This window comes from Paenibacillus sp. FSL R5-0749 (assembly GCF_038595085.1).
Taxonomy (GTDB): Bacteria; Bacillota; Bacilli; order Paenibacillales; family Paenibacillaceae; genus Paenibacillus.
This window is the reverse complement of the sequence record NZ_CP152005.1, coordinates 3,774,622-3,796,012: the sequence shown is the minus strand read 5'-3', so window position 1 is coordinate 3,796,012 and position 21,391 is coordinate 3,774,622. Positions and strand designations below refer to the sequence as shown.

Below are 21,391 nucleotides of genomic sequence, written 5' to 3'. Positions count from 1 at the left end.
TCTCTGGTAAGATAATAATGAGGGCTTGGATCAATCCACAGCCCTCATTATTTTTTGTGTTAAAAGCATTGACAACGGTTACATGGCATGAGAAAATGTACGCGCGTACATAAATATCGATTTTTAACCATTGTATGATGAGTTATATAAGTTGAACTAATCATTTACACGATAACGGAGAGGACAGAAAAAAACTGGAAAAGCGAAGCGTTCGCCTTTATCCCCGGATTTTCCCTTTATAAAAGGGAATCAAAAAAATCTGGGGATAACAGCGATTGGAAGGTTATTCTGTCATCGTAGTGTCAGTGTAAATAATCGTTAGTTCAACTTATATAAAAGGGGGTGAAATCCATGGCATCTCGTAAAGAAGTGGCTGATCTTGCGGGTGTTTCCGAGGCAACGGTCTCCCGGGTGCATAATGGGGTAGGTCCTATTAAGGAAGAGACTCGCCGCAAGGTTCTTGAAGCTTCCGAACAGTTAGGCTATGTGCCCAGCGCTCTTGCTCGCAGTTTTGCCAGAAGTAAAAGCGGGAACCTTGGCGTAGTATTGCCTTATGTTCCGAAGGCGCATCTGTTCTCGGCGTATTTTTTCTCGGAAATGCTGAGTGGGATTGGAAGCAAAGCCAGAGACCATGGCATGGATCTGCTGGTTATGTTCCGGACCCCCGGTGAAGTGATGAATTATACGGATCTGTTCCGGCGTCAGAAAGTGGACGCTTGCATTATCCTTGGTGCCAGAGATGAACATGAAGAACTGGCAGCCATGCAGCAACTTCACCAGGAAGGACACCCGTTCTGTGTCATGAATCAGCATTTTGCGGGCCAATCGTTTACGGAAGTGGATGCGGATCATGTGGAAGGCAGCAGGCTTGCCATACGACATCTTACGGATCAGGGGTATCGCAAAATCGCTTTTCTCAATGGTCCAGACAGCTATTCCAACAGCCAGGAACGAATGGAAGGTGTCCGTCTTGGTCTGCAAGAAGCAGGTATGGAACTGGACCCGAGTCTGTTGCTTGAGGGAAATTATAGCAGACGAAGCGGCATTGAGGCGGCAGCGATTGTAGCAGATCGGCTGCATGAGATTGATGCTGTATTTGCGGCCAATGACCGGATGGCCATTGGTGTCATGCATGGTTTGCGTGAGCGGGGAATAGGGCCTGCGGATTTTCCGGCATTTGTGGGTTATGACGACTCCGATGCCGCCGAGATGGCGGTTCCGCCGCTGAGCAGCGTCAGGGTTCCATTTTTTGAGATGGGTGAACTTGCAGCATCGAAGGTTATGCATGGGTCTGTGGGTGAGACGCATCAAGCGAATAACCCTGTTTCAACGGTAACCGAATCAGCGAGAGCGTTGTTGCCTACCGAACTGATCATCCGTGCTTCTTCTATCCGTCAATAGTTTATTGGTACACATATTGAAAGACTTTTTAATATTCCAAAGGAGGAAATGACCATGTCAAATCGTCTTCGTGTCGGAATGGTTGGATACAAATTTATGGGGAAGGCCCACAGTAATGCCTATCGCAGTCTGCCGATGTTTTTCCCGTCTGCTCCGCTGCAGCCTGAGATGTCTGTGATCTGTGGACGTAACGAGCAGGGAGTGCAGGAGGCAGCGAATCAGTTCGGCTGGTCCGAAAGTGTAACGGATTGGCGCGAACTGGTGAAGCGGGATGATATCGATCTGATTGATATTAACGCGCCAAGTGATGCCCATAAGGAAATTGCGTTGGAAGCAGCCCGTCAGGGCAAGCACCTTTTTTGTGAGAAACCACTGGCTCTGTCCCTCGCGGATTCGCGTGAGATGCTTCAGGCCGCAGAGGATGCTGGAGTCGCACATATGGTCGGGTTCAACTACCGTTTCTCACCAGCGGTGCAATTAGCGAAGGATCTGGTGGAGAGCGGAAGACTGGGTAAGATCTATCATTTCCGTGCTTTTTTCTTGCAGGACTGGATCATGGACCCTTCGTTCCCGCTGGTATGGCGTTTGCAAAAAGAAGTGGCTGGCTCCGGTTCCCATGGGGATCTGGGCGCGCACTTAATCGATCTGGCTCGTTTCCTCGTTGGTGAATTCCAGGAAGTTATCGGTATGAGCGAAACATTCATCAAAGAACGACCGCTCGCAGCCGAGATGACAGGACTGAGCGCTAAGGGCAGTTCGAATGCGGATGCACCGAAAGGAGAAGTGACCGTTGACGACGCGACGCTGTTCCTGGCACGATTCGCAGGAGGTGCGCTGGGCAGCTTTGAAGCAACACGCTTTGCAGCGGGACATCGCAGTACGAACTCATTTGAGATTAATGGCAGTCTCGGCAGTGTACGCTTTGATTTTGAGCGTATGAATGAACTGGAAGTATATTTTACAAAGGATGAAGAGGACGTACAGGGATTCCGCCGTGTACTGGCAACCGATCCTGCACATAAGTATGCTGAGGCCTGGTGGCCTGCCGGACATACGATTGGATTCGAGCACACGTTCACCCATGAGATGCTGGAGTTGGTAACTGCGATCTCTGAAGGACGACAACCATCACCGAGTTTCCACGATGGGGTCGCTTGTCAGGCTGTACTGGAAGCGGTGGAACGTTCGGTGACGGAGCGGCGCTGGGTGACGCTTGAAGAAATGTAAGCAAAGATGGATAGCGAGACAGAGACATCAGGATTAGAATAGAACACAACTAATATATCCGAAAGCGAGTGATAAAACGATGAGTAAAGCACTGATTGTATGGGGCGGCTGGGATGGTCATGAACCGGAGCAAGTAGCAGCGATTTTTGAGCGCATTTTGAAGGAAGAGCAGTTCGAGGTTGAAGTCTCAAATACGTTGGAGTCTTATGCAGATGCAGAGAAGCTGATGGGTCTGGATCTGATCGTGCCATTGTGGACGATGGGGCAGATTGAGCAGGAACTGGTCAATAACGTATCAGCGGCTGTTCAGAGCGGTGTGGGCTTGGCTGGTCTTCATGGCGGGATGTGTGATGCCTTCCGAAATAACGTGGACTGGCAGTTTATGACGGGTGGACAATGGGTTGCCCATCCAGGTAACGATGGTGTGGAATACATGGTGAACATGAAGCGTGGCTCCAGCCCGTTATTGGATCATATTGAAGATTTTCAGGTGAAAAGTGAACAGTATTACCTGCACGTTGACCCGGCCGTGGAAGTGTTGGCCACAACTCGTTTTCCAGTGGTAAGTGGTCCGCATGCAGCGAATGGACCCGTAGATATGCCTGTTGTCTGGACGAAACGATGGGGAGCAGGACGGGTATTTTACAACTCACTGGGACACCATGCAGACATTGTAGACATGAAACCAGTGACTGAAATGATGCGCAGTGGTTTCAAATGGACAGCAGCAGGCAAGGAACTTGCCAAGAGTCGAGTAAGTGCCGCAACTGAAGTGTACACAGGCATGGCGGACAACCAGAACTAATGAGATTGTAGTTTGAAAGTAAACATAACTTCAGTGTCAACCATTCATCTTCAAAGGATAAACCATTTCTGATCCACGGCGAAGGGAGCCCCAGGCATGAAAACAATGAAAGTAGGCATTATTGGCTGCGGTAAAATCAGCGGTATATATATGGAAAACTGTCACCGGTTCGAGGTGCTGGAACTTGTTGCTGTTGCGGATATTGATCGTAAACGTGCAGAGGAGCAGGCTGCAGCCTATAACGTGCCAAACGTATACAGCGTGGATGAAATCTTGGCTGATCCCGAGATTGAGCTGATCATCAACCTGACGATTCCTTCCGTTCATGCGGATGTATGCTTGCGGGCACTCGAATCAGGCAAACATGTCTATGTGGAGAAACCGCTCGCAGTTACCCGTGAGGAAGGTCAGGCTGTGCTAGAAACAGCGAAGCGTAAAGGACTACTCGTGGGTTGCGCACCAGAGACGTTCTTTGGATCAGGCATCCAGACTTCACTTCAATTGGTGGAGGAAGGAGTGATCGGCAAGCCAGTGGCGGCGACCGCATTTATGATGAGCCGTGGTCATGAGCACTGGCACCCAGATCCGGAGTTTTATTACGCGTCAGGCGGTGGGCCAATGTTCGACATGGGTCCGTACTACCTCACGGCATTGGTTCAACTGATGGGGCCGATCAAGTCCATTGCGGGTATGACAGGTAAAGCCATGGAAGAGCGCACGATTACGAGTGAGAAAAAGAGAGGCCAAGTGGTTCCCGTCGAAATTCCAACTCACGTCACGGGTCTGTTGCAGTTTGAGCAGGGTGCCATTGGCACGCTGATTACGAGCTTTGACGTATTTGGCGGAAGTGCACTGCCACCGATTGAGATATATGGCACGCACGGTACTCTGCAGGTACCTGATCCCAACACCTTCGGCGGTCCTGTTCGTTACCGCTTGCTGGGTGAACAGGAATGGACAGAAGTTCCGCTTCTACCAGGGTATCAGGAAAATACTCGAGGCATTGGTGTGGCAGATATGGCCTATGCAGCTCATAGCGGACGTGCACATCGGGCGAGCGGGGAACTGGCATACCATGTTCTTGAGGCCATGTGGGCATTCCACGATTCATCCGACGAACAGACTTTCTACCAGATGAAAAGCTCGTGTCAGCGCCCGGCTGCATTGCCAGCGGATCTGCCATTGTATACATTGGATAAGTAAGATAGCCATTATTGTTTATGTCATAACGAATAGCCCCTTTTCCTGCAAATCAGGAAAGGGGCTATTTTTTATTAAATCCAAGAAATCTGGGGATAACTGCGATCGGAAGGTTGTTCTGTCATCGGAGTGTCCAGTGTAAATATTCTTTGGTACAACTTATATAGTCATTTACGGCTCGAATCCAGCCTGACTGATCCAGATTTCATCCTCGGCAAAATAGTCTTTCATCCGCTCAACGACGATCTGATACGCATCTGGATGATACCAGTCCGCCATCCCCACTTGCTGGTAGAGCGACTCCATGCCGAGTCGCCGGGTGCGCTTGCCCTCACTGCCATCGCCCATGAAATAATCGTCAATGCATACACGCTGAACGAGAGGTCTCAAGATGGCTGCAAAATCCTCACTGCTGGGTAATACGGGAGCAATCGCAACCTGTGTGGGTATTCCGGCATCCCGCAACTGTTCCAATGCACGTAATCGGCCTGCAATCGGTGGAGCAGAAGGACTGAAATGTTTGCGCATATCGTCCAAATCCGTCTCGACAGTCATACTGACCCGAACCCGGTCTCCTAACTGTAGTAAGAGATCTATATCCCGGGTAACCAGGGGACTGCGGGTTTGGACCAATACAAAATCGGGCGGATACTGTACCATCGTTTCAAGCAATGAACGCGTGATACACTCCTTGTACTCAGCGGGTTGATACGGGTCTGTACTGGATGACATGAACAGCGTGACTTTCCCTTTCGCCAGGGCACGCTGCAATTCTTTGGCGAACACTCGGGAGGCCTCCTGTTTCACATCAACCCAGCTCCCCCAATCCTCTTTGCGAAATAGAGAGACTGGCATCTGTCTGACATAACAATAGGAACAACCGAAGGCGCAGCCTGTGTAAGGATTCAACGTATGTGTATATCCATTAAGGAAACCTGTTCCTTTGTTCAGTAACGTTTTAGGTACTTTGTAAGAAAGGTTGGTTTTCATGAGTTGTCATACCTTTCGCGGTAATGTGCAGGTGTAAGACCTGTGTGTTTGCGAAATACAGTAATGAAATAAGCCGAGTTAGGTATACCGACCTGGCGTCCAATATCCGTGACGGTTAGTCTGGTATGTTCAAGCAACTTCCGGGCTTCGGTCACTCGTTTATCCTGAATATATTGAACCGGTGTGCGGCCTGTAATCCGCTTGAATACACGATGCAGATGATAAGGGCTGCCATGACTCACGGTGGCAAGGACATCCAGGGTTAGCGGTTCGGCGTAATGATGTTCAATGTAATCGGTGATCCCATATATCCACTCCTGATCAGGTACCCGCTCCCCTGTAGGTTTACAACGTTTGCAGGGCCTGAACTTTCGTGCCAACGCTTCTTCAACACGTTGAAATATCAGCACATTTTCAGCTTTGGGTGCTCTGGACTTACAGGAAGGGCGGCAGAAAATGCCTGTTGTCTGCACACCGTAAAAGAACGTTCCATCATAAGAATTATCGTTGTGGATGATGGCACGCCAGTATTTTTCATCTATCGATTTGGGCAGTATGCGATCTTGATCCGGACTTTCCATGGTGATCACCTCATCTCTAATTATACCCCTGATTCCAAGGGATTGACGAAGTTTCAGCTTAAAAAGCAAGATATCAATACCGGGATACCGTACCTTTCTTCAATCTGAATGAAATATGAGCTACAATATACAAGATGGTATAAAAGGTTATATAGGTTCAACTAAACTTTCTACACGAGAACGGAGAGGACGGAAATAACGTGAAGAAGCGAAGCGTTCGCCTTTATCCCCGGATTTTCCCTTTGAAGAAGGGAATTAAAAAAAATCTGGGGATAACAGCGATCGGAAGGTTATTCTGTCATCGGAGTGGTAAGTGTAGATACTTTAGTTGGATTCATATAGAACTCAAATGAAATTTATAGATGAAAGAGGTAGGTAGGCATGGTTCGTTTTGGCGTAGTGGGTACCAACTGGATTACAGAAAGGCTTCTGGAAGCCGCAGCACAGGTTGAGGGATTCAAATTAACCGCCGTGTATTCAAGAACTGAAGATAAGGCTAATGCATTTGCAGATAAATATAATGTTGAGCATCGCTTCACCGATCTGGAAGAGTTGGCGGCAAGTGATGTGATCGATGCAGTCTACATTGCAACACCGAATACGGTTCATGCAGAGCAGGCTGAACTTTTTCTGAGAAATGGCAAACATGTATTGTGCGAGAAACCTCTGGCTGCAAATAGCGCCGAAGTTCGGAGTATGATCGATACAGCACAAGAACATCAGGTTCTGCTTATGGAAGCGATGAAATCTACTCTTGTTCCCCAGTTCAAAATGGTGCAGGAAAACCTGCATAGAATCGGTCCTGTCCGCAAATACGTAGCAGGATACTCTCAGTATTCTTCGCGTTACGACAAGTACAAAGAAGGGATTGTCCTGAACGCGTTCAAGCCTGAACTCGCCAATGGTGCGTTAATGGATCTCGGTGTATATTGTCTCTATCCGTTGATTACATTGTTTGGTGCACCTAACCGTGTCCAGTCCCAAGCGATGATGCTGGAATCTGGCGTGGATGGACAAGGGAGTGTGCTTCTGGATTATAATGGGATGGATGCGGTCGTTACCTATTCCAAAATCTCCAACTCTCATGTACCAAGCGAAATCATGGGGGAACTGGGAAGCATCATCATTGACAAGATTGGTTCACCAGAACATGCAGAGATACGATACAATGACGGTACGGTGGAGCAACTCACAGTCGAACAAAACCATCCGGCGATGTATTATGAAGTGGAGGAGTTCGTGAATCTGGTTCAGGAAGGCCAGATGGAGTCCAGTATGAACACGTATGAACGCTCTTATGTTACGATGCAGGTCATGGATCAGATTCGGAAGCAGATTGGGCTTGTGTTCCCTAACGATTGATTCCAAAACAGGAAAGGTAGCTGAGACGAGATGAGCAGAGATGAGCAGAGCAACAAACTCTCCAATGATTCTGGTGGTTTGGAATTGTCACAGATTGTCTTTATAGGAAGAACCTTCGAGGAATATATGAAAATGTTCAACTTAACGGTAGAGGAGATTACTGGCAAGTCGATTCTGGATTGTCCCGGCGGAGCATGTTCGTTCAGCAGTCAGGCGCGCAAGTTGGGTGCAGACCCCATAGCGATAGATATTGCCTACGAATACGGGATCGACGAGCTTGAAGTAAAGGGATATCAGGATATTGAGCATACGATGAAACAGATGGAACCCGTGCAAAACATATATGTGTGGGATCAATTTGGATCAATCCAGGGGTTAAAGGAAGAGCGAACTCGTGCCATCACAGATTGCATCGCAGATATGAGAATGTTCCCTGACCGTTATGTGGCGTCTGCGCTCCCGGATCTTCCTTTTGCCGATGAACAATTCGATCTGACGTTATCCGCTCATTTCCTGTTTACGTATGCGGATCGATTGCATGTTGATTTTCATGTTGCAACCGTAATGGAGCTGCTGCGTGTGAGCAAACGAGAGGTTCGCATTTTCCCAACAGTGGATCTGTCTGGCGAACGTTACAAGCACATGGATGAATTAAAATTAATACTCGAACAGCGTGGATACGCCGTTTCCGAAGAACCAACGTCATATGAGTTTCAACGGAATGCTCACACCATGCTTCACATTGTTAAATAGAATTGAACAAGATAGGAGGTTTTTCGGATGAATAAAGTCCTTATACTTGGGGGTACACGCTTTTTTGGCAAACGTCTCGTGGATCACTTACTGTGGGAAGGGAAGTCGCAGATCACAGTCGCCACTCGTGGTAAAACGGATGTCGACTTCGGACCCGAAGTGAACCGGATCAAGATGGATCGTGAAGACCCGGAATCTCTGGCAGAGGTTGCGCAGACAGACATGTGGGATGTCGTGTACGACAATATCTGTTATACACCAGATGCGGCAAAATCGGCATGCGAGGCATTCGCTGGGCGAACCAAAAGATACGTTTTGACATCCACACTCTCGGTGTACGGTGATCCCAGACCTGGATTTAAGGAAACGGATTTTGACCCGTATACATATCCATTACAGTATGGGAGTGCGGAGGATTTTTCGTACGGAGAAGGTAAACGGCTTGCAGAGGCTGTCTTTTTTCAGGAAGCGGATTTCCCGGTCGTAGCGATGCGTATTCCAATTGTACTCGGGATTGATGATTATACGAGAAGACTCCATTTTCATATTGAACATGTGCAAAAAGGAAAACCGATTGGCATGCCAAATCCGGATGCAGAGATTGGATTTATCAATTCCACCGAAGCGGCAAGATTCCTTGCCTGGCTTGGACATTCGTCCATTACCGGGCCGGTGAATGCAGCCTCCAAGGGTGCGATTACGTTGTCAGCCATGATACATCTGATCGAGACGGTCACGGGCATGCAGTCCCAGATCCTCACGGAAACGGTGAAAGAAGATATGTCTCCCTTCGGCGTTGAGCAATCATGGACGATGGAGACAACGAAGGCAGAACAAGCTGGATATACGTTTGAACCTCTGATGGACTGGTTCCCAGGACTCGTTCGTGAGGTCGCTCTCGCATTACAGTCAGAGCGTTAGAAATACCGCCTTGGATGGAACTGAAATACCACGGAATGAACATAAAGAGGGTGCAACCAGAGCGTAATCTCTGGTGCACCCTCTTTATGTTGTACTTTTTTTCAGAATTTGAACGTGACCTAATCCAGATAAGTGGGACTAATCATTTACACAATAACGGAGAGGACAGAAAAAACTGAAAAAGCGAAGCGTTCGCCTTTATCTCCGGATTTCCCCTTTAAAAGGGAATGGAAAAATCTGGGGATAACAGCGATTGGAAGGTTGTTCTGTTATCGTAGTGTCAGTGTAAATAATTTTTAGTTCACTTATTTAGTCAACTCACGTGCTTAACTCTATTATGGCTCTCGTGGGGCAGAGGCAGAAGCCCTTATGCGCATTTCTGACGGTAAAATGATGGTTTGGGGCTTGGAAGGGGCTTTTCCCTCAATCCTGTCAATCAGCATCTGCACCCCCTGAAACCCGAAGTCATATGCAGGCTGTGCCGCTACGGTCAGAAAAGGATCAAAGGCAGAAGCCAGATCCAGATCGTCGAAGCACACGACAGATATGTCTTCTGGTACACGTAGTCCACGTTTGCGCAAAAGTCGGATGACCCCAATCGCCAGCATGTTGTTGGCTGCAAAAATAGCGGTTGGTTGCTCCGGTTGTGAGAGTAGTCGATCCAGTCCCTCTTCATCGGTGAAATTCCGGTACCCTGTTCGAAGCACAAGCTCGGGATCGATCTCAGCTCCGGCCTCACGTATACCCTCTATATAACCTTCCTCCCGCAGTCTGGCGGTAGAAACCTCGGAAGAGCCATTAACCAGAGCAATGCGCCGGTGCCCCAATTGCACCAGATAGCGGATTAGCTCAATTGCGCCTTCCCGGCTATCTCCAGCAATGATATCGGACGTAATGCCAGGGACGGTCCGGTCCAGAAAGACAAACGGAATGTGACGTTCCTGCAACTGTTTCAGATGAGGGAGAGAACGATCTCCAGCCGGGGCAAAGAGTACACCATCGACGCGAGTTGACAGAATCGCATCCATGTAGTCCTTTTCCTTATTGTAATCCTCATCACTGTTGCCAAATAAAAGACGGTACCCTTGAAGATGGGCTGCATCCTCTGCACCACGGGCGAGTGTTGTATAAAAAGGGTTGGTAATATCCGTAATAAGCAGCGAGAGCATCTGGGTTCGCTGAAGCACAAGGCTGCGCGCATTCGAGTTCGGGATGTAGCCAAGTTCGTCGATTACCTGCTGCACACGTTCACGTGTAGCGGAACTTATGCGGCCTGTATGGTTAATCACCTTGGAGACCGTCATGGCGGAGACGTTGGCTTTTTTGGCAATATCGTAAATGGTAATCATAAGAGATCTAACCTTTCCGCAACATAGTCTTACCATTCTATAGGATAATGCCAATTGACAGCAAGATAGGCTCATGCTATGTTAGGGTTACCGATAACCCTAAGGGTTCTGAACGTCATTACTACATAAACCATTTTGTTAAATTCGCTCATGCACGTTCCATTTTCTAGAATAGAGGAACTACATATATAGCTGATTAATGAAATGGTTTATTGTATTTTTTCAAACATGTAAACGCATTCAATATTCGAGAAAGCTCTTGATAATCTGTATATGCAGTTCTTGTGTGCCACCCGGGTATCGGTTGTAATACCGTCACTATCTCATGCCATTCAATACACCTGGATCAGACAAAAGATTTCTCAATTCAACCCAAATTCTATGAAACGATTGAAGGAGGACACTTTAGTATGACACATCAGGATTATCGTTATAAGCAGGCTTTCCCCAAGATTGGTATTCGTCCAACGATTGATGGAAGACGCAAAGGGGTCCGTGAGTCACTGGAAGAGCAGACGATGCGGATGGCGACATCCGTTGCCGAGCTGCTTGCAGCCGAACTGCGTTACCCGGACGGTTCCGCGGTGGAATGTGTTGTCGCTGAGACTTGTATTGGCGGTGTGGCCGAGGCGGCCGCAGCATCTGAACTGTTCAGTCGTTCCAATGTGGGCGTAACGATCACCGTGACACCATGCTGGTGTTATGGTACGGAAACCATGGATATGTCGCCATCCATCCCTACTGCCATCTGGGGTTTTAACGGGACTGAACGTCCGGGTGCAGTATATCTGGCAGCGGTACTCTCTGCCCACGCACAGAAGGGGATTCCGGCCTTTGGGATCTATGGAGAGGATGTGCAAGACGGCGGGGATACAACGATTCCTGATGATGTGCGTGAGAAATTGCTCCGGTTCAGCCGTGCGGGTCTTGCAGCCGCTACCTTGAAAGGGCAAGCGTATCTGTCCATTGGATCGGTATCCATGGGAATTGCGGGTTCGATTGTGAATGATTCATTTTTCCAGGAGTATTTGGGTATGCGCAATGAATACGTGGATATGAGCGAACTTACTCGCCGTATCGAAGAAGAAATCTACGACCCCGAGGAGTATAAGCTCGCGCTGGCATGGGTGAAGGAGAATTGTAGCGAAGGTCCGGATAACAACGCTGCCCATCTGCAAACGGATCGTAAACGCAAAGAGTACGAATGGGAAACGGTTGTGAAAATGACCCAAATCGTGCGTGACTTGATGGCGGGCAACCCGAGATTGGCAGAGCTTGGGTTTACAGAGGAATCGATGGGCCACCACGCGATTGTATCCGGCTTCCAGGGACAACGGCAGTGGACGGATCATTCTCCGAACGGAGATTTTCTGGAGTCGATATTAAACTCTTCCTTTGACTGGAATGGCAAGCGCGCACCTTATCTGGTTGCAACAGAGAATGATAGCTTAAATGGCGTATCGATGTTGTTCGGTTCGTTGCTCACACATACGGCTCAGATCTTCGCTGATGTACGTACGTATTGGAGTCCGGATTCGGTACAGCGTGTGACGGGGCATCAGTTGGAAGGAAACGCGAAGGATGGCATTTTGCATCTGATTAACTCCGGTTCCGCAGCTTTGGATGGCACAGGACAACAGTCCAGAGACGGGAAGCCTGTCCTTAAGCCTTTCTGGGAAATTTCAGATGAGGAAGTTCAGGACTGTCTGAAAGCAACATCGTGGAGACCGGCATCCGTTGAATATTTCCGCGGAGGCGGCTATTCTGCGGATTTCCTGACCAAAGGTGGTATGCCCGTAACGATGACACGTCTCAATCTTGTCAAAGGACTGGGACCAGTGCTGCAGATCGCTCAGGGTTACACGGTCGATCTGCCTGAAGCCGTGCATGATACGCTGGATCAACGGACAGATCCAACCTGGCCATCCACCTGGTTTGCACCTGTTCTAACCGGGGCAGGAGCGTTTACTTCCGTATACGAGGTCATGAATCAGTGGGGTGCGAACCATGGCTCCATCTCGTATGGACACATCGGTGCTGATCTGATTACGCTCGCTTCCATGCTTCGCATTCCGGTAAATATGCATAATGTACCAGAATCGGAGATTTTCCGCCCGCGTGCATGGGGATTATTCGGCACCAGTGAACCCGAGAGTGCAGACTACCGTGCTTGCAGTGTGTTTGGCCCGTTGTATCGTTAAAATAAAGTTCCATTCCTGTCAAACGCCATGTTCCTTGTGAAATGAAGGTACCATGGCGTTCTCTTGAAAGCTGTGTTCAGAACTTGAATACGGCTCATCGCGTAGCGTTAAGGAGGCTTGGTAGATTGGGCGATCAAGCAACACATGTGCTTGCTGCCGATTACGGTGCTGGTAGTGGACGTGTAGTCCGGGGTTCTTTTGATGGAAGCAAACTCTCGTTACAAGAAGTACATCGATTCAACAATGAACCCGTGCAGCTGGGGGGCGGATTGTATTGGGATTTCCTGCGACTTTTTCATGAATTAAAACAAGGCATTGTGAAAGGGACGCAAGGCATCTCTCCATCGGTCCGTTCAATAGCTGTGGATACGTGGGGAGTGGACTATGGATTGGTGGATGGTGCGGGAAGATTGTGCTCGAACCCACGTCACTATAGGGAAGCACGCAATGCGCAGTGGATGGAAGAAGTTCTGCACCTTGTGAAAGAAGAAGAACTGTACGCCATGTCTGGCGTTCTGCCGCAGCAGATCAACACCGTATTTCAACTGTTAGGTAGTGTGCGAGAGCATGTCGAAGGTTTGCATCCGGATGTACGCATGTTATTTATGCCGGATTTGTTTCACTATTATCTATCCGGTCAGCAGGTTTGTGAATATACGATTGCAAGTACCAGCGGGCTGTTGCATGCAGGTGAGGCGCGATGGAATAAGCACCTGTTCGGGCGTCTCGGTCTACCGGAAACATTATTTCCAAAACTCGTTCAGCCTGGTACCATACTGGGCAATTTAACACCTGAGTTGTGCGCCGAATTACGGACTGGACCGATGCAGGTGGTCTCTGTGGGCTCACATGATACCGCATCTGCCTTGGCAGCCATCCCTGCGATGGATTCGAATTTCGCTTTTATCAGCTGTGGAACCTGGTCTCTTATGGGTGTGGAGCGTGATACACCTGTATTGGATGACCGAAGCCGTGCATTGGGATTCACCAATGAAGGCACCGTAAGTGGTAAAGTGCGTACCCTGAAAAATCGTTCAGGTCTGTGGCTGCTACAGGAATGCAAACGGCAATGGGAACAGGAGAATCAACGTTTCACACATGAAGAACTGGTTCAGCTGGCTGCCTTGGCAACGCCGCATCAAAGTTACGTATCGCCGGGAGATAGCGTATATTTGGCGCCAGGGAATATGGTTGAGCGAATACGGCAACAATGCGCCAGCGGACAGACTGTACCTGAAACGACTGGAGCGGTTGTACGCTGCATTCTGGAAAGTCTTGCTCTGGAATTCAGACAGACGCTGGATGAACTGCAGTTGATTACAGGTACAAGACCTTGTGTCATTCATATGGTTGGTGGCGGTGTGCACAATGGACTATTGTGCCAGTTTACAGCCAATGTAGCCGGTGTACCGGTGGTGGCAGGCCCCGCAGAGGCGACTTCAGCCGGGAATTGCATGTTGCAATTCCTTGCCCATGGAGAAGTGAGTAGCTTGGCCGAGGTTCGGGAGGTCATGGCTGCTTCCTTTTCCCCCGAGACCTATGAACCTGAGGATACAGAGGTGTGGCAAGAAGCTTATGAAAACTACCAAAGTCTGAATCACATAAAAAGGTAATGAACAGATTCAAAGTAATGAGCATGGACGCAAAATGCTAAAAAAGAAAAGTTCGAGGAGTGGTGAGGAACATGTCTGAACAGCAAATAAGGGAAGAGTTGACGAAATATGCCCGCAGAGCAGTTGCACAAGGGTTGGTGGTAGGACCCGGCGGCAATCTGAGTGCCCGCTCTGGGGGAACGATGCTGTTGTCTCCGAGTGGTTACGCGCTTGAAGATCTGGAGCCTGAAGAATGGATTGCAATTGATATCGAGACAGGGGAGACTCGTGCCGGAGCAACACGCCCTTCCTCTGAAGTCTTGATGCATCTGTACAGCTATCGTGTGAATCCGGATATTCAAGCCATTGTACATACACATCCGGCATATACAATCGCACTCAGTCTCGTTTTCAATGAATTGCCACACTTGTTTCCGGATCAATCCGCATTGGTGGGTGATATCGGATTCGTGCCTTACGTTCTGCCAACGACCAAACTTCTCGCGGATGCAGTCTCAGCAAAGGTAGAGGAACATACGGCACTCATTCTAGTCAATCACGGATTGGTCACAACGGGTAAAAACCTCCGTGAAGCCTATTACCGCACCCAGGTCGTGGAAGAAAGTGCGAAGGTGTATATGATCGCCAAGGCAGCGGGGGAACCCAAAGTGCTTACTGCCGAAGAATACAAGGAAATTCAATCCCTTGAGAGTGAAGCATACCGTGTGCAGTTGCTGCAACAACTCGAGTCCTGAGACCTTATTTGTTCCTTCGTGAGTGTGTTCATGATTCAAAATATTACTTCCATGAGGGCAGTTTGCATCCTCCAGCTAAACGTTGGACTAAAGGATGTAAAATGCTCTTTTTTATTGTTGAATTAGAAAGCATCGAAGGTTGGATTCGTGGCTATCAGCACAAATCCGAACAATGCGTTGTAGTTGGTTTTCTACTGCCTTGGTTCAGGCGTAAGCGGAACAGAACGCGGACTGTTATGCAGCTATCTGAATGGATAGGCACAGGCTACATAAAGCAACTTTTTCCGACAGCTATTGCATATGCTGAAATACCGAGTATAATACTTGGTAAATAGACGAAAAGGGGATGCAATAAACGATGAAAACACATGCTGAATTGAACTCACTTCTTGTTGACGATTATCTGGATCTCCTGAACATTGCGAAACAGCTAGGTGATGACGAATGGAAAGATGCCATTCTGCAAGCATTGAAGGAAGAAGTCGATGCGAATCATCATCTGGATTCAACAGAGGTAAGACAGGATCTATGGAACCAATTTGAAGGCATTAATGAACAGATGCATGAGCTGTTAATGCAACTGAAGCATGCGGACAATCCGGAAGAGAAAGAGCAGATTATCGAGATGATATGGGGATTGAAAGTGGACCGTCATGCGATTACACGTAAACTTGAAACGATGAGCCGTGCCAGCGCTGGACGTCAATAAGCTCCAGGTTGATTATACATTGAAAACCCGCGTGTTTCCTGGGAATATCCCTAGGTCGCACGCGGGTTTTGTTTTTGGTTTAGTTTTGTTTAATACACTCTAAGTGAGTGTTCAAAAAGTTCGGTTTTCAGTACCGAGAAGATGGGATGAAACTACCTCTCTAAAACTGTTTTGCGAAAGTACGCGCCTGTTCAATGGCTTGTTGCTTGATCTCATCTGTACGATCTTTATATTGATTATGTCCCTCTACAAAGATGCCATCAAGCTTCGGCACACCGAGAAATGACATGATAATGCTTAGATAACGATGACCGGATTCCATCTGAGCCGCTGGGCCTTCGGAATAAATGCCACCGCGTGCTTGAATATGCAGCGCTTTTTTGTCAGACAACAGTCCAACAGGACCTTGTTCTGTATACCGGAATGTTTTGCCGGCCACACAGATAGAGTCCACATATGCCTTCAGAATGGGAGGAAATGAGAAGTTCCACATCGGGGTTACAAAAACATATTTATCTGCTGAGGCAAATTGATCCGACAGTTCATTCAAACGGCTTACTTTCGCCTGCTCTTCCGAAGTCAGGTCACTGCCCGATTGCAGTTTGCCCCAGCCACTGAAGACATCCGCATCGATATGCGGAATATCGGAACGATACAGATCGAGGTGAACAATCTCATCGGAAGGGTGACTTTCACGATACGCATCAATAAATGCTTTGCCCGTAGCCATGCTGAAGGAGGTTTCATGATCATGAGGATGGGCAGTAATATACAATAAGGTAGACAATGTTGTTCTTCCTCTCTGTGCGATTAATGGTTGAACCAATCTTGGCAATAATGAAGCGACCGCAGTAGTATGCATCGTTTTCCTCGTTTTATACGTCAGAAAGGAATTGAATGGATGGAGCCGATACTGAATTGAATGCTATATAGTAACCAGATACTAAATCCATGTATAATATACAGGACGAGTATTTGTGTTCCAACGATAATAGGGATGAGTGAGATGAGCGCACATGGGAATGGACCTGGAGAAGCAACGATTAAGCATTGAAGCAGCGAAATTGTATTATCAGTCCGATTACAGCCAGCAGGATATTGCTGCAAGATTGGGCGTGTCGCGTCCAACCGTATCAAGGTTACTTCAGTATGCGAAAGATCGGGGATACGTCCGGATTGAAATAATGGACCCGCTGGAGGATATCGATATCATTGCCGGAGAACTCAAGTCGAAATATGATCTGGATACGGCACTTGTGTGTTTTGCCCCGTTGAAGAGTGATGAGGAAATACAGAAGCATATCAGCAAACGAGCAGCAGACTACCTTCAGGAGACGGTTCAGGATGCGGATATTATCGGGGTGACTTGGGGAACAACCATGCATGCCGTAGCACGTCAGCTCCGTCCCAAGCAGGTTAAAGGTGTCGAAGTTGTACAATTGAAGGGGGGAGTAAGCCACTCCCATGTCAATACGTATGCCGCTGAGATTGTACATTTATTCGCTGAAGCTTTCCACACGGTACCAAGGTATTTGCCACTGCCCGTTATTTTCGACAACATTGAAGTGAAGAACATGGTGGAGGCCGATCGGCATATCGGCAGAATTGTAGAACTTGGCAGACAGGCCAACATCGCTTTGTTCACCGTGGGTACTGTGAAAGAAGATGCATTACTGTTCAGGCTCGGTTACTTCAATGAAGAAGAGCAACAATTATTAATGAACTCTGGTGCAGGTGACATTTGTTCACGCTTTTTCGATGCGGAAGGTCAGTTGATCAGTGAAGAGATTAACAGTAGAACCGTCGGTATTGACTTGGCTGAATTGAGAAATAAGGAAAAATCAATCCTGGTCGCCGGAGGTCAACGAAAAATTGAAGCGATTCACGCCGCGCTTAAAGGTCATTATGCGAATATTTTGGTTACGGATCAGTACACAGCCCAAGCATTACTGCGGTTCTAATTTCAAATGGATATGGATGACAACATCTGCCACGTAAAAAGGGCGGATGTTTTGCTTTGTTAGGCAGAAAATATAATGAAGCAAGAACGGTAAGTCAAGGTGTGAACAAAAGTTCAAGTTGATTTTTACATATGTTCATGTTAGTGTAAGGGTATAGAAAATAACTAGTTCAGATAAGGGAGAGATTCAATTGACTACACCACAATTAGCTAAAATGATCGACCATACGTTGCTTCGTGCGGACGCAACGCAAAGTGAAATGGCCAAGTTAACCGAAGAAGCGAAGCAATATCAATTTGCTTCTGTATGTGTTAACCCAGGTTGGGTTGCTTATGCTGCTGAGCAGTTGCAGGGTACTGGCGTAGACATCTGCACCGTTATTGGTTTCCCTCTGGGAGCATCCACAACGGAAACAAAAGCTTTCGAAACCAAGGATGCGATTGCTAAAGGTGCAACTGAAGTCGATATGGTCATCAACATCAGTGCTTTGAAAGATGGCAAGGATGATTATGTTGAACAAGATATTCGTGCTGTCGTTGAAGCGGCTGCGGGTAAAGCTTTGGTGAAAGTTATTATTGAAACTTGTCTGTTGACGGATGATGAGAAAGTACGTGCTTGTCAGGCAGCTGTACGAGCTGGAGCTGATTTTGTTAAAACCTCTACAGGTTTCTCTACAGGTGGAGCAACGCCAGAAGATATCGCTTTGATGCGTCGTACTGTAGGTCCTGATGTTGGCGTTAAAGCTTCCGGTGGTGTACGTAGCCTGGAAGATATGCAGAAAATGATTGAAGCGGGTGCGACTCGGATCGGTGCAAGCTCTGGCGTGAAGATTATGCAGGGCGGTCAATCTACATCTTCTTATTAAGCAAAAGGTTGAACAAGCACAAGCTTATCCAACAAAAGTAATGTTATGTTCTCTGTACTTGAGCGTTCGTCTCAGGTACAGGGAATACAATTTACACTTATATTTTAATTAACGGAACTTATTGTAAGCGCTTCATAAGTTTTCTGAAAGATTACTGTTAAAAATGCTTTAAGCACCCTTTGAGCTGAATTTCACATCCGGCTTAACTACCTTCAAAGGAGAGATCAAATGAAATTTCTAATTGCCATTATCGGCTTACTCGTTGTTTTTGGACTGGCTTATATCGCAAGCAACGGTAAAAAACAGATACGTTACCGGCCGCTGGCTATCATGATTGTTTTGCAAGTTATACTAGCTTATGCTCTGTTGAATACAGGAGTGGGTACTTTTTTAATTGGCGGTTTCGCTACCGTATTTAAAAGTTTACTCGACTATGCGAATGAAGGTATCGCATTTGTATTTGGGGGTTTAACTACCGTAGGTGCAGAGAGCGGGGGGGCGCCCTTCTTCCTGAATGTGTTGATGCCGATTGTTGTCATCTCGGCACTTATTGGGATATTGCAGTATATCCGAATCTTGCCTTTTGTTATAAAATATATTGGTCTGGTATTAAGCAAAATCAACGGAATGGGCAAACTGGAATCATATAACGCGGTTGCTTCGGCTGTACTGGGGCAATCTGAAGTGTTCATTTCTGTGAAAAAACAAATTGGGTTGTTGCCAAAACATCGGCTGTACACCTTGTGTGCTTCGGCGATGTCCACGGTCTCGATGTCCATCGTTGGTGCTTATATGACCATGATCGAGCCGAAATATGTGGTTACAGCTCTTGTACTGAACCTATTTGGCGGTTTTATCATTGCTTCGATCGTTAACCCTTATCGGGTGACGGAAGAAGAAGATATATTGGAAGTGCAGGATGAAGAGAAACAATCGTTCTTCGAAATGCTCGGCGAGTACATCCTGGATGGATTCAAAGTTGCTATCATCGTAGCTGCGATGTTAATCGGTTTTGTTGCTTTGATTGCCCTTGTTAACGGAGTTTTCAGCTCGGTGCTTGGCATTTCGTTCCAAGAGCTGCTTGGTTATGTGTTTGCACCATTTGCCTTCATCATGGGTGTTCCATGGAAAGAAGCGATTCAGGCAGGAAGTATTATGGCAACCAAAATGGTATCCAACGAATTTGTCGCTATGCTTAATTTGAAGGAGACTGCAATGTCTGCCAGAACAACGGGTATCGTATCCGTCTTCCTCGTGTCGTTCGCCAACTTCTCCTCCATCGGTATCATTGCTGGTGCGGTGAAGGGACTCCATGAGAAGCAAGGTAATGTGGTCGCCCGCTTCGGTCTGAAGCTGCTTTACGGTGCATCGCTTGTCAGCGTGCTGTCAGCGATTATTACTGGACTGTTCTTGTAAACCGGATTATTGGAAGGAGTGCTTAGATTATGTCAACTTTTAAAAGAGTACATCTGATTGTTATGGATTCTGTAGGGATCGGCGAGGCGCCGGATGCAGCAGAATTTGATGATTTTGATGTAGATACCTTTGGTCACATTGCACGTGAACGCGGAGGTCTGAACATGCCTCACATGGCCAGTCTCGGACTGTCCAACATCAAAGAAATTGAGGGTGTCCCTGTAGCGGATGCACCTAAAGCGTATTACACCAAAATGCAGGAAGCCTCCAGAGGCAAAGACACCATGACAGGTCATTGGGAGCTGATGGGTCTTTACATTGATACACCTTTCCGTGTGTTCGAGAATGGTTTTCCCGATGAGTTGATCCAGCGTATTGAAGAGAAAACGGGCCGGAAGGTCATCGGTAACAAACCGGCTAGTGGCACGGAAATTCTCGATGAACTGGGTGCAGAGCATGTCGAAACTGGCGCGCTCATCGTCTATACTTCCGCGGATTCCGTACTGCAAATTGCAGCACATGAGGATGTTGTTCCACTGAAAGAACTGTATGAGATCTGTGAGTTCTGCCGTGAAATAACACTTGAAGATCCGTATATGCTCGGCCGCATTATCGCACGTCCATTTGTCGGTGAAGCGGGTAACTGGAAACGTACTGCGAATCGTCATGACTACGCGCTCAAACCTTTTGGTCGTACGGTTATGAATGAATTGCAAGATAGCGGATTTGATGTGATTGCTTTGGGTAAAATCGCAGATATTTATGATGGCGAAGGTGTAACCAAGGCTGTTCGTACCGTTTCTAACATGGATGGCATGGACAAGTTGTCTAAAACGATGGATGAAGAGTTCACTGGACTCAGCTTCCTGAACCTGGTTGACTTTGATGCCCTATATGGTCACCGTCGTGATCCACAAGGGTATGCTCAGGCGCTTGAAGACTATGATGCAAGACTGCCAGAGATTTTTGCCAAAATGACCAACGATGACCTGCTGCTGATTACAGCTGATCATGGTAACGATCCAACTTACCGTGGTACAGATCATACACGTGAATATGTTCCGCTGCTTGCCTATTCTCCGCGCTTCAGCGAGGGCAAACAGCTTGATCTGCGCAACACTTTTGCTGACCTTGGTGCAACCGTAGCTGAGAACTTTGGAGTGAAAATGCCAGAATACGGCACCAGCTTCCTTAAAGATTTGAAATAGGTTTTAAAACTGGATAGGGGATGTCGGAGTAGTTGAGGCTGCTCCGGTTCCTGCCATCATAATAGACTAAATATATAACTGGAGGAGATTCATTC

General features: G+C 47.5%; 19 protein-coding genes. 15 read left to right on the top strand and 4 right to left on the bottom strand.

Annotation, left to right across the window (positions count from 1 at the left end; all coding sequences use genetic code 11):
- Positions 1 to 351 precede the first annotated feature (351 nt).
- The 4 genes from MKY85_RS16700 to MKY85_RS16685 all read left to right on the top strand — a co-directional run bounded on the left by MKY85_RS16700 (position 352) and on the right by MKY85_RS16685 (position 4,636).
- Positions 352 to 1,401, top strand: a complete 1,050-nt coding sequence (locus MKY85_RS16700; RefSeq protein ID WP_342570216.1) for a LacI family DNA-binding transcriptional regulator — start codon at positions 352 to 354, stop codon at positions 1,399 to 1,401.
- A 54-nt stretch (positions 1,402 to 1,455) separates the two neighbouring features.
- A complete protein-coding gene (locus tag MKY85_RS16695; protein ID WP_036613779.1) occupies positions 1,456 to 2,628 on the top strand; it encodes a Gfo/Idh/MocA family oxidoreductase in 1,173 nt (390 codons plus the stop codon).
- Positions 2,629 to 2,707: 79 nt separating this feature from the next.
- On the top strand, positions 2,708 to 3,433 hold the full coding sequence (locus MKY85_RS16690; protein WP_215077644.1) for a ThuA domain-containing protein: 726 nt from the start codon (positions 2,708 to 2,710) through the stop codon (positions 3,431 to 3,433).
- Positions 3,434 to 3,529: 96 nt separating this feature from the next.
- Positions 3,530 to 4,636, top strand: a complete 1,107-nt coding sequence (locus MKY85_RS16685) for a Gfo/Idh/MocA family oxidoreductase (protein ID WP_339255710.1) — start codon at positions 3,530 to 3,532, stop codon at positions 4,634 to 4,636.
- A gap of 168 nt (positions 4,637 to 4,804) precedes the next feature.
- On the opposite strand, the gene MKY85_RS16680 is transcribed toward MKY85_RS16685, so the two are convergent.
- Entirely contained in the window at positions 4,805 to 5,623 is an 819-nt protein-coding gene (locus MKY85_RS16680; protein ID WP_339234271.1) for a radical SAM protein, read from the bottom strand.
- Positions 5,620 to 6,204 carry a bifunctional transcriptional activator/DNA repair enzyme AdaA gene (locus tag MKY85_RS16675; RefSeq protein ID WP_339255707.1) on the bottom strand — a complete coding sequence of 195 codons (585 nt, stop codon included), beginning with the start codon at positions 6,202 to 6,204 and terminating at the stop codon, positions 5,620 to 5,622. Before MKY85_RS16675 ends, MKY85_RS16680 begins: the two co-directional genes overlap by 4 nt.
- Before the next feature lie 381 nt (positions 6,205 to 6,585).
- Between MKY85_RS16675 and MKY85_RS16670 the strand changes: the two genes are divergently transcribed.
- From MKY85_RS16670 to MKY85_RS16660, 3 genes are read left to right on the top strand one after another with little or no spacing between them, the layout of a single operon-like run.
- Positions 6,586 to 7,566, top strand: a complete 981-nt coding sequence (locus tag MKY85_RS16670) for a Gfo/Idh/MocA family oxidoreductase (RefSeq protein WP_342570212.1) — start codon at positions 6,586 to 6,588, stop codon at positions 7,564 to 7,566.
- 30 nt (positions 7,567 to 7,596) lie between these two features.
- Entirely contained in the window at positions 7,597 to 8,319 is a 723-nt protein-coding gene (locus MKY85_RS16665; protein WP_342570211.1) for an SAM-dependent methyltransferase, read from the top strand.
- Positions 8,320 to 8,346: 27 nt separating this feature from the next.
- Positions 8,347 to 9,240 carry an NAD-dependent epimerase/dehydratase family protein gene (locus tag MKY85_RS16660; RefSeq protein ID WP_342570210.1) on the top strand — a complete coding sequence of 298 codons (894 nt, stop codon included), beginning with the start codon at positions 8,347 to 8,349 and terminating at the stop codon, positions 9,238 to 9,240.
- 335 nt (positions 9,241 to 9,575) lie between these two features.
- On the opposite strand, the gene MKY85_RS16655 is transcribed toward MKY85_RS16660, so the two are convergent.
- The gene (locus MKY85_RS16655; RefSeq protein WP_342570209.1) at positions 9,576 to 10,589 is read right to left on the bottom strand and encodes a LacI family DNA-binding transcriptional regulator; all 1,014 of its coding nucleotides are present in this window, start codon (positions 10,587 to 10,589) and stop codon (positions 9,576 to 9,578) included.
- 410 nt (positions 10,590 to 10,999) lie between these two features.
- Here MKY85_RS16655 and MKY85_RS16650 point away from each other — a divergent pair, with 410 nt between their 5' ends.
- The 4 genes from MKY85_RS16650 (at position 11,000) to MKY85_RS16635 (ending at position 15,846) form a co-directional block, all read left to right on the top strand.
- A complete protein-coding gene (locus MKY85_RS16650) occupies positions 11,000 to 12,790 on the top strand; it encodes an L-fucose isomerase (RefSeq protein ID WP_342570208.1) in 1,791 nt (596 codons plus the stop codon).
- 125 nt (positions 12,791 to 12,915) lie between these two features.
- On the top strand, positions 12,916 to 14,403 hold the full coding sequence (locus MKY85_RS16645) for a rhamnulokinase family protein (protein ID WP_342570207.1): 1,488 nt from the start codon (positions 12,916 to 12,918) through the stop codon (positions 14,401 to 14,403).
- 71 nt (positions 14,404 to 14,474) lie between these two features.
- Positions 14,475 to 15,137: a class II aldolase/adducin family protein gene (locus MKY85_RS16640; RefSeq protein WP_339234253.1), complete on the top strand. Its 663-nt coding sequence runs from the start codon at positions 14,475 to 14,477 to the stop codon at positions 15,135 to 15,137.
- 358 nt (positions 15,138 to 15,495) lie between these two features.
- A complete protein-coding gene (locus MKY85_RS16635) occupies positions 15,496 to 15,846 on the top strand; it encodes a hypothetical protein (RefSeq protein ID WP_339255693.1) in 351 nt (116 codons plus the stop codon).
- 160 nt (positions 15,847 to 16,006) lie between these two features.
- Here the strand turns inward: MKY85_RS16635 and MKY85_RS16630 are convergent, their stop codons facing one another.
- Positions 16,007 to 16,633, bottom strand: a complete 627-nt coding sequence (locus tag MKY85_RS16630) for an FMN-dependent NADH-azoreductase (protein ID WP_342573405.1) — start codon at positions 16,631 to 16,633, stop codon at positions 16,007 to 16,009.
- A 235-nt stretch (positions 16,634 to 16,868) separates the two neighbouring features.
- On the opposite strand from MKY85_RS16630, the gene MKY85_RS16625 reads away from it, so the two are divergent.
- The 4 genes from MKY85_RS16625 (at position 16,869) to deoB (ending at position 21,296) form a co-directional block, all read left to right on the top strand.
- Positions 16,869 to 17,807, top strand: coding sequence for a sugar-binding transcriptional regulator (locus tag MKY85_RS16625; protein ID WP_062836066.1), 939 nt, complete (start codon positions 16,869 to 16,871; stop codon positions 17,805 to 17,807).
- 214 nt (positions 17,808 to 18,021) lie between these two features.
- Positions 18,022 to 18,672: a deoxyribose-phosphate aldolase gene (deoC, locus tag MKY85_RS16620; RefSeq protein WP_339243108.1), complete on the top strand. Its 651-nt coding sequence runs from the start codon at positions 18,022 to 18,024 to the stop codon at positions 18,670 to 18,672.
- A gap of 228 nt (positions 18,673 to 18,900) precedes the next feature.
- Complete coding sequence (locus tag MKY85_RS16615) at positions 18,901 to 20,088, top strand: NupC/NupG family nucleoside CNT transporter (RefSeq protein WP_339234246.1); 1,188 nt, start codon at positions 18,901 to 18,903, stop codon at positions 20,086 to 20,088.
- 29 nt (positions 20,089 to 20,117) lie between these two features.
- Positions 20,118 to 21,296 (top strand): phosphopentomutase, encoded by a 1,179-nt coding sequence (deoB, locus tag MKY85_RS16610; RefSeq protein ID WP_342570206.1) that lies wholly within the window; start codon positions 20,118 to 20,120, stop codon positions 21,294 to 21,296.
- Positions 21,297 to 21,391 lie beyond the last annotated feature (95 nt).

Coding starts and splice junctions, on each gene's coding strand:
- MKY85_RS16625 (WP_062836066.1), top strand. CDS start 16,869: ATGGACCTGGAGAAGCAACGATTAAGCATTGAAGCAGCGAAATTGTAT.
- MKY85_RS16650 (WP_342570208.1), top strand. CDS start 11,000: ATGACACATCAGGATTATCGTTATAAGCAGGCTTTCCCCAAGATTGGT.
- MKY85_RS16695 (WP_036613779.1), top strand. CDS start 1,456: ATGTCAAATCGTCTTCGTGTCGGAATGGTTGGATACAAATTTATGGGG.
- MKY85_RS16635 (WP_339255693.1), top strand. CDS start 15,496: ATGAAAACACATGCTGAATTGAACTCACTTCTTGTTGACGATTATCTG.
- MKY85_RS16670 (WP_342570212.1), top strand. CDS start 6,586: ATGGTTCGTTTTGGCGTAGTGGGTACCAACTGGATTACAGAAAGGCTT.
- MKY85_RS16660 (WP_342570210.1), top strand. CDS start 8,347: ATGAATAAAGTCCTTATACTTGGGGGTACACGCTTTTTTGGCAAACGT.
- MKY85_RS16700 (WP_342570216.1), top strand. CDS start 352: ATGGCATCTCGTAAAGAAGTGGCTGATCTTGCGGGTGTTTCCGAGGCA.
- deoB (WP_342570206.1), top strand. CDS start 20,118: ATGTCAACTTTTAAAAGAGTACATCTGATTGTTATGGATTCTGTAGGG.
- MKY85_RS16655 (WP_342570209.1), bottom strand. CDS start 10,589: ATGATTACCATTTACGATATTGCCAAAAAAGCCAACGTCTCCGCCATG.
- MKY85_RS16675 (WP_339255707.1), bottom strand. CDS start 6,204: ATGGAAAGTCCGGATCAAGATCGCATACTGCCCAAATCGATAGATGAA.
- MKY85_RS16685 (WP_339255710.1), top strand. CDS start 3,530: ATGAAAACAATGAAAGTAGGCATTATTGGCTGCGGTAAAATCAGCGGT.
- MKY85_RS16690 (WP_215077644.1), top strand. CDS start 2,708: ATGAGTAAAGCACTGATTGTATGGGGCGGCTGGGATGGTCATGAACCG.
- MKY85_RS16615 (WP_339234246.1), top strand. CDS start 18,901: ATGAAATTTCTAATTGCCATTATCGGCTTACTCGTTGTTTTTGGACTG.
- MKY85_RS16640 (WP_339234253.1), top strand. CDS start 14,475: ATGTCTGAACAGCAAATAAGGGAAGAGTTGACGAAATATGCCCGCAGA.
- MKY85_RS16665 (WP_342570211.1), top strand. CDS start 7,597: ATGAGCAGAGATGAGCAGAGCAACAAACTCTCCAATGATTCTGGTGGT.
- MKY85_RS16680 (WP_339234271.1), bottom strand. CDS start 5,623: ATGAAAACCAACCTTTCTTACAAAGTACCTAAAACGTTACTGAACAAA.
- deoC (WP_339243108.1), top strand. CDS start 18,022: ATGATCGACCATACGTTGCTTCGTGCGGACGCAACGCAAAGTGAAATG.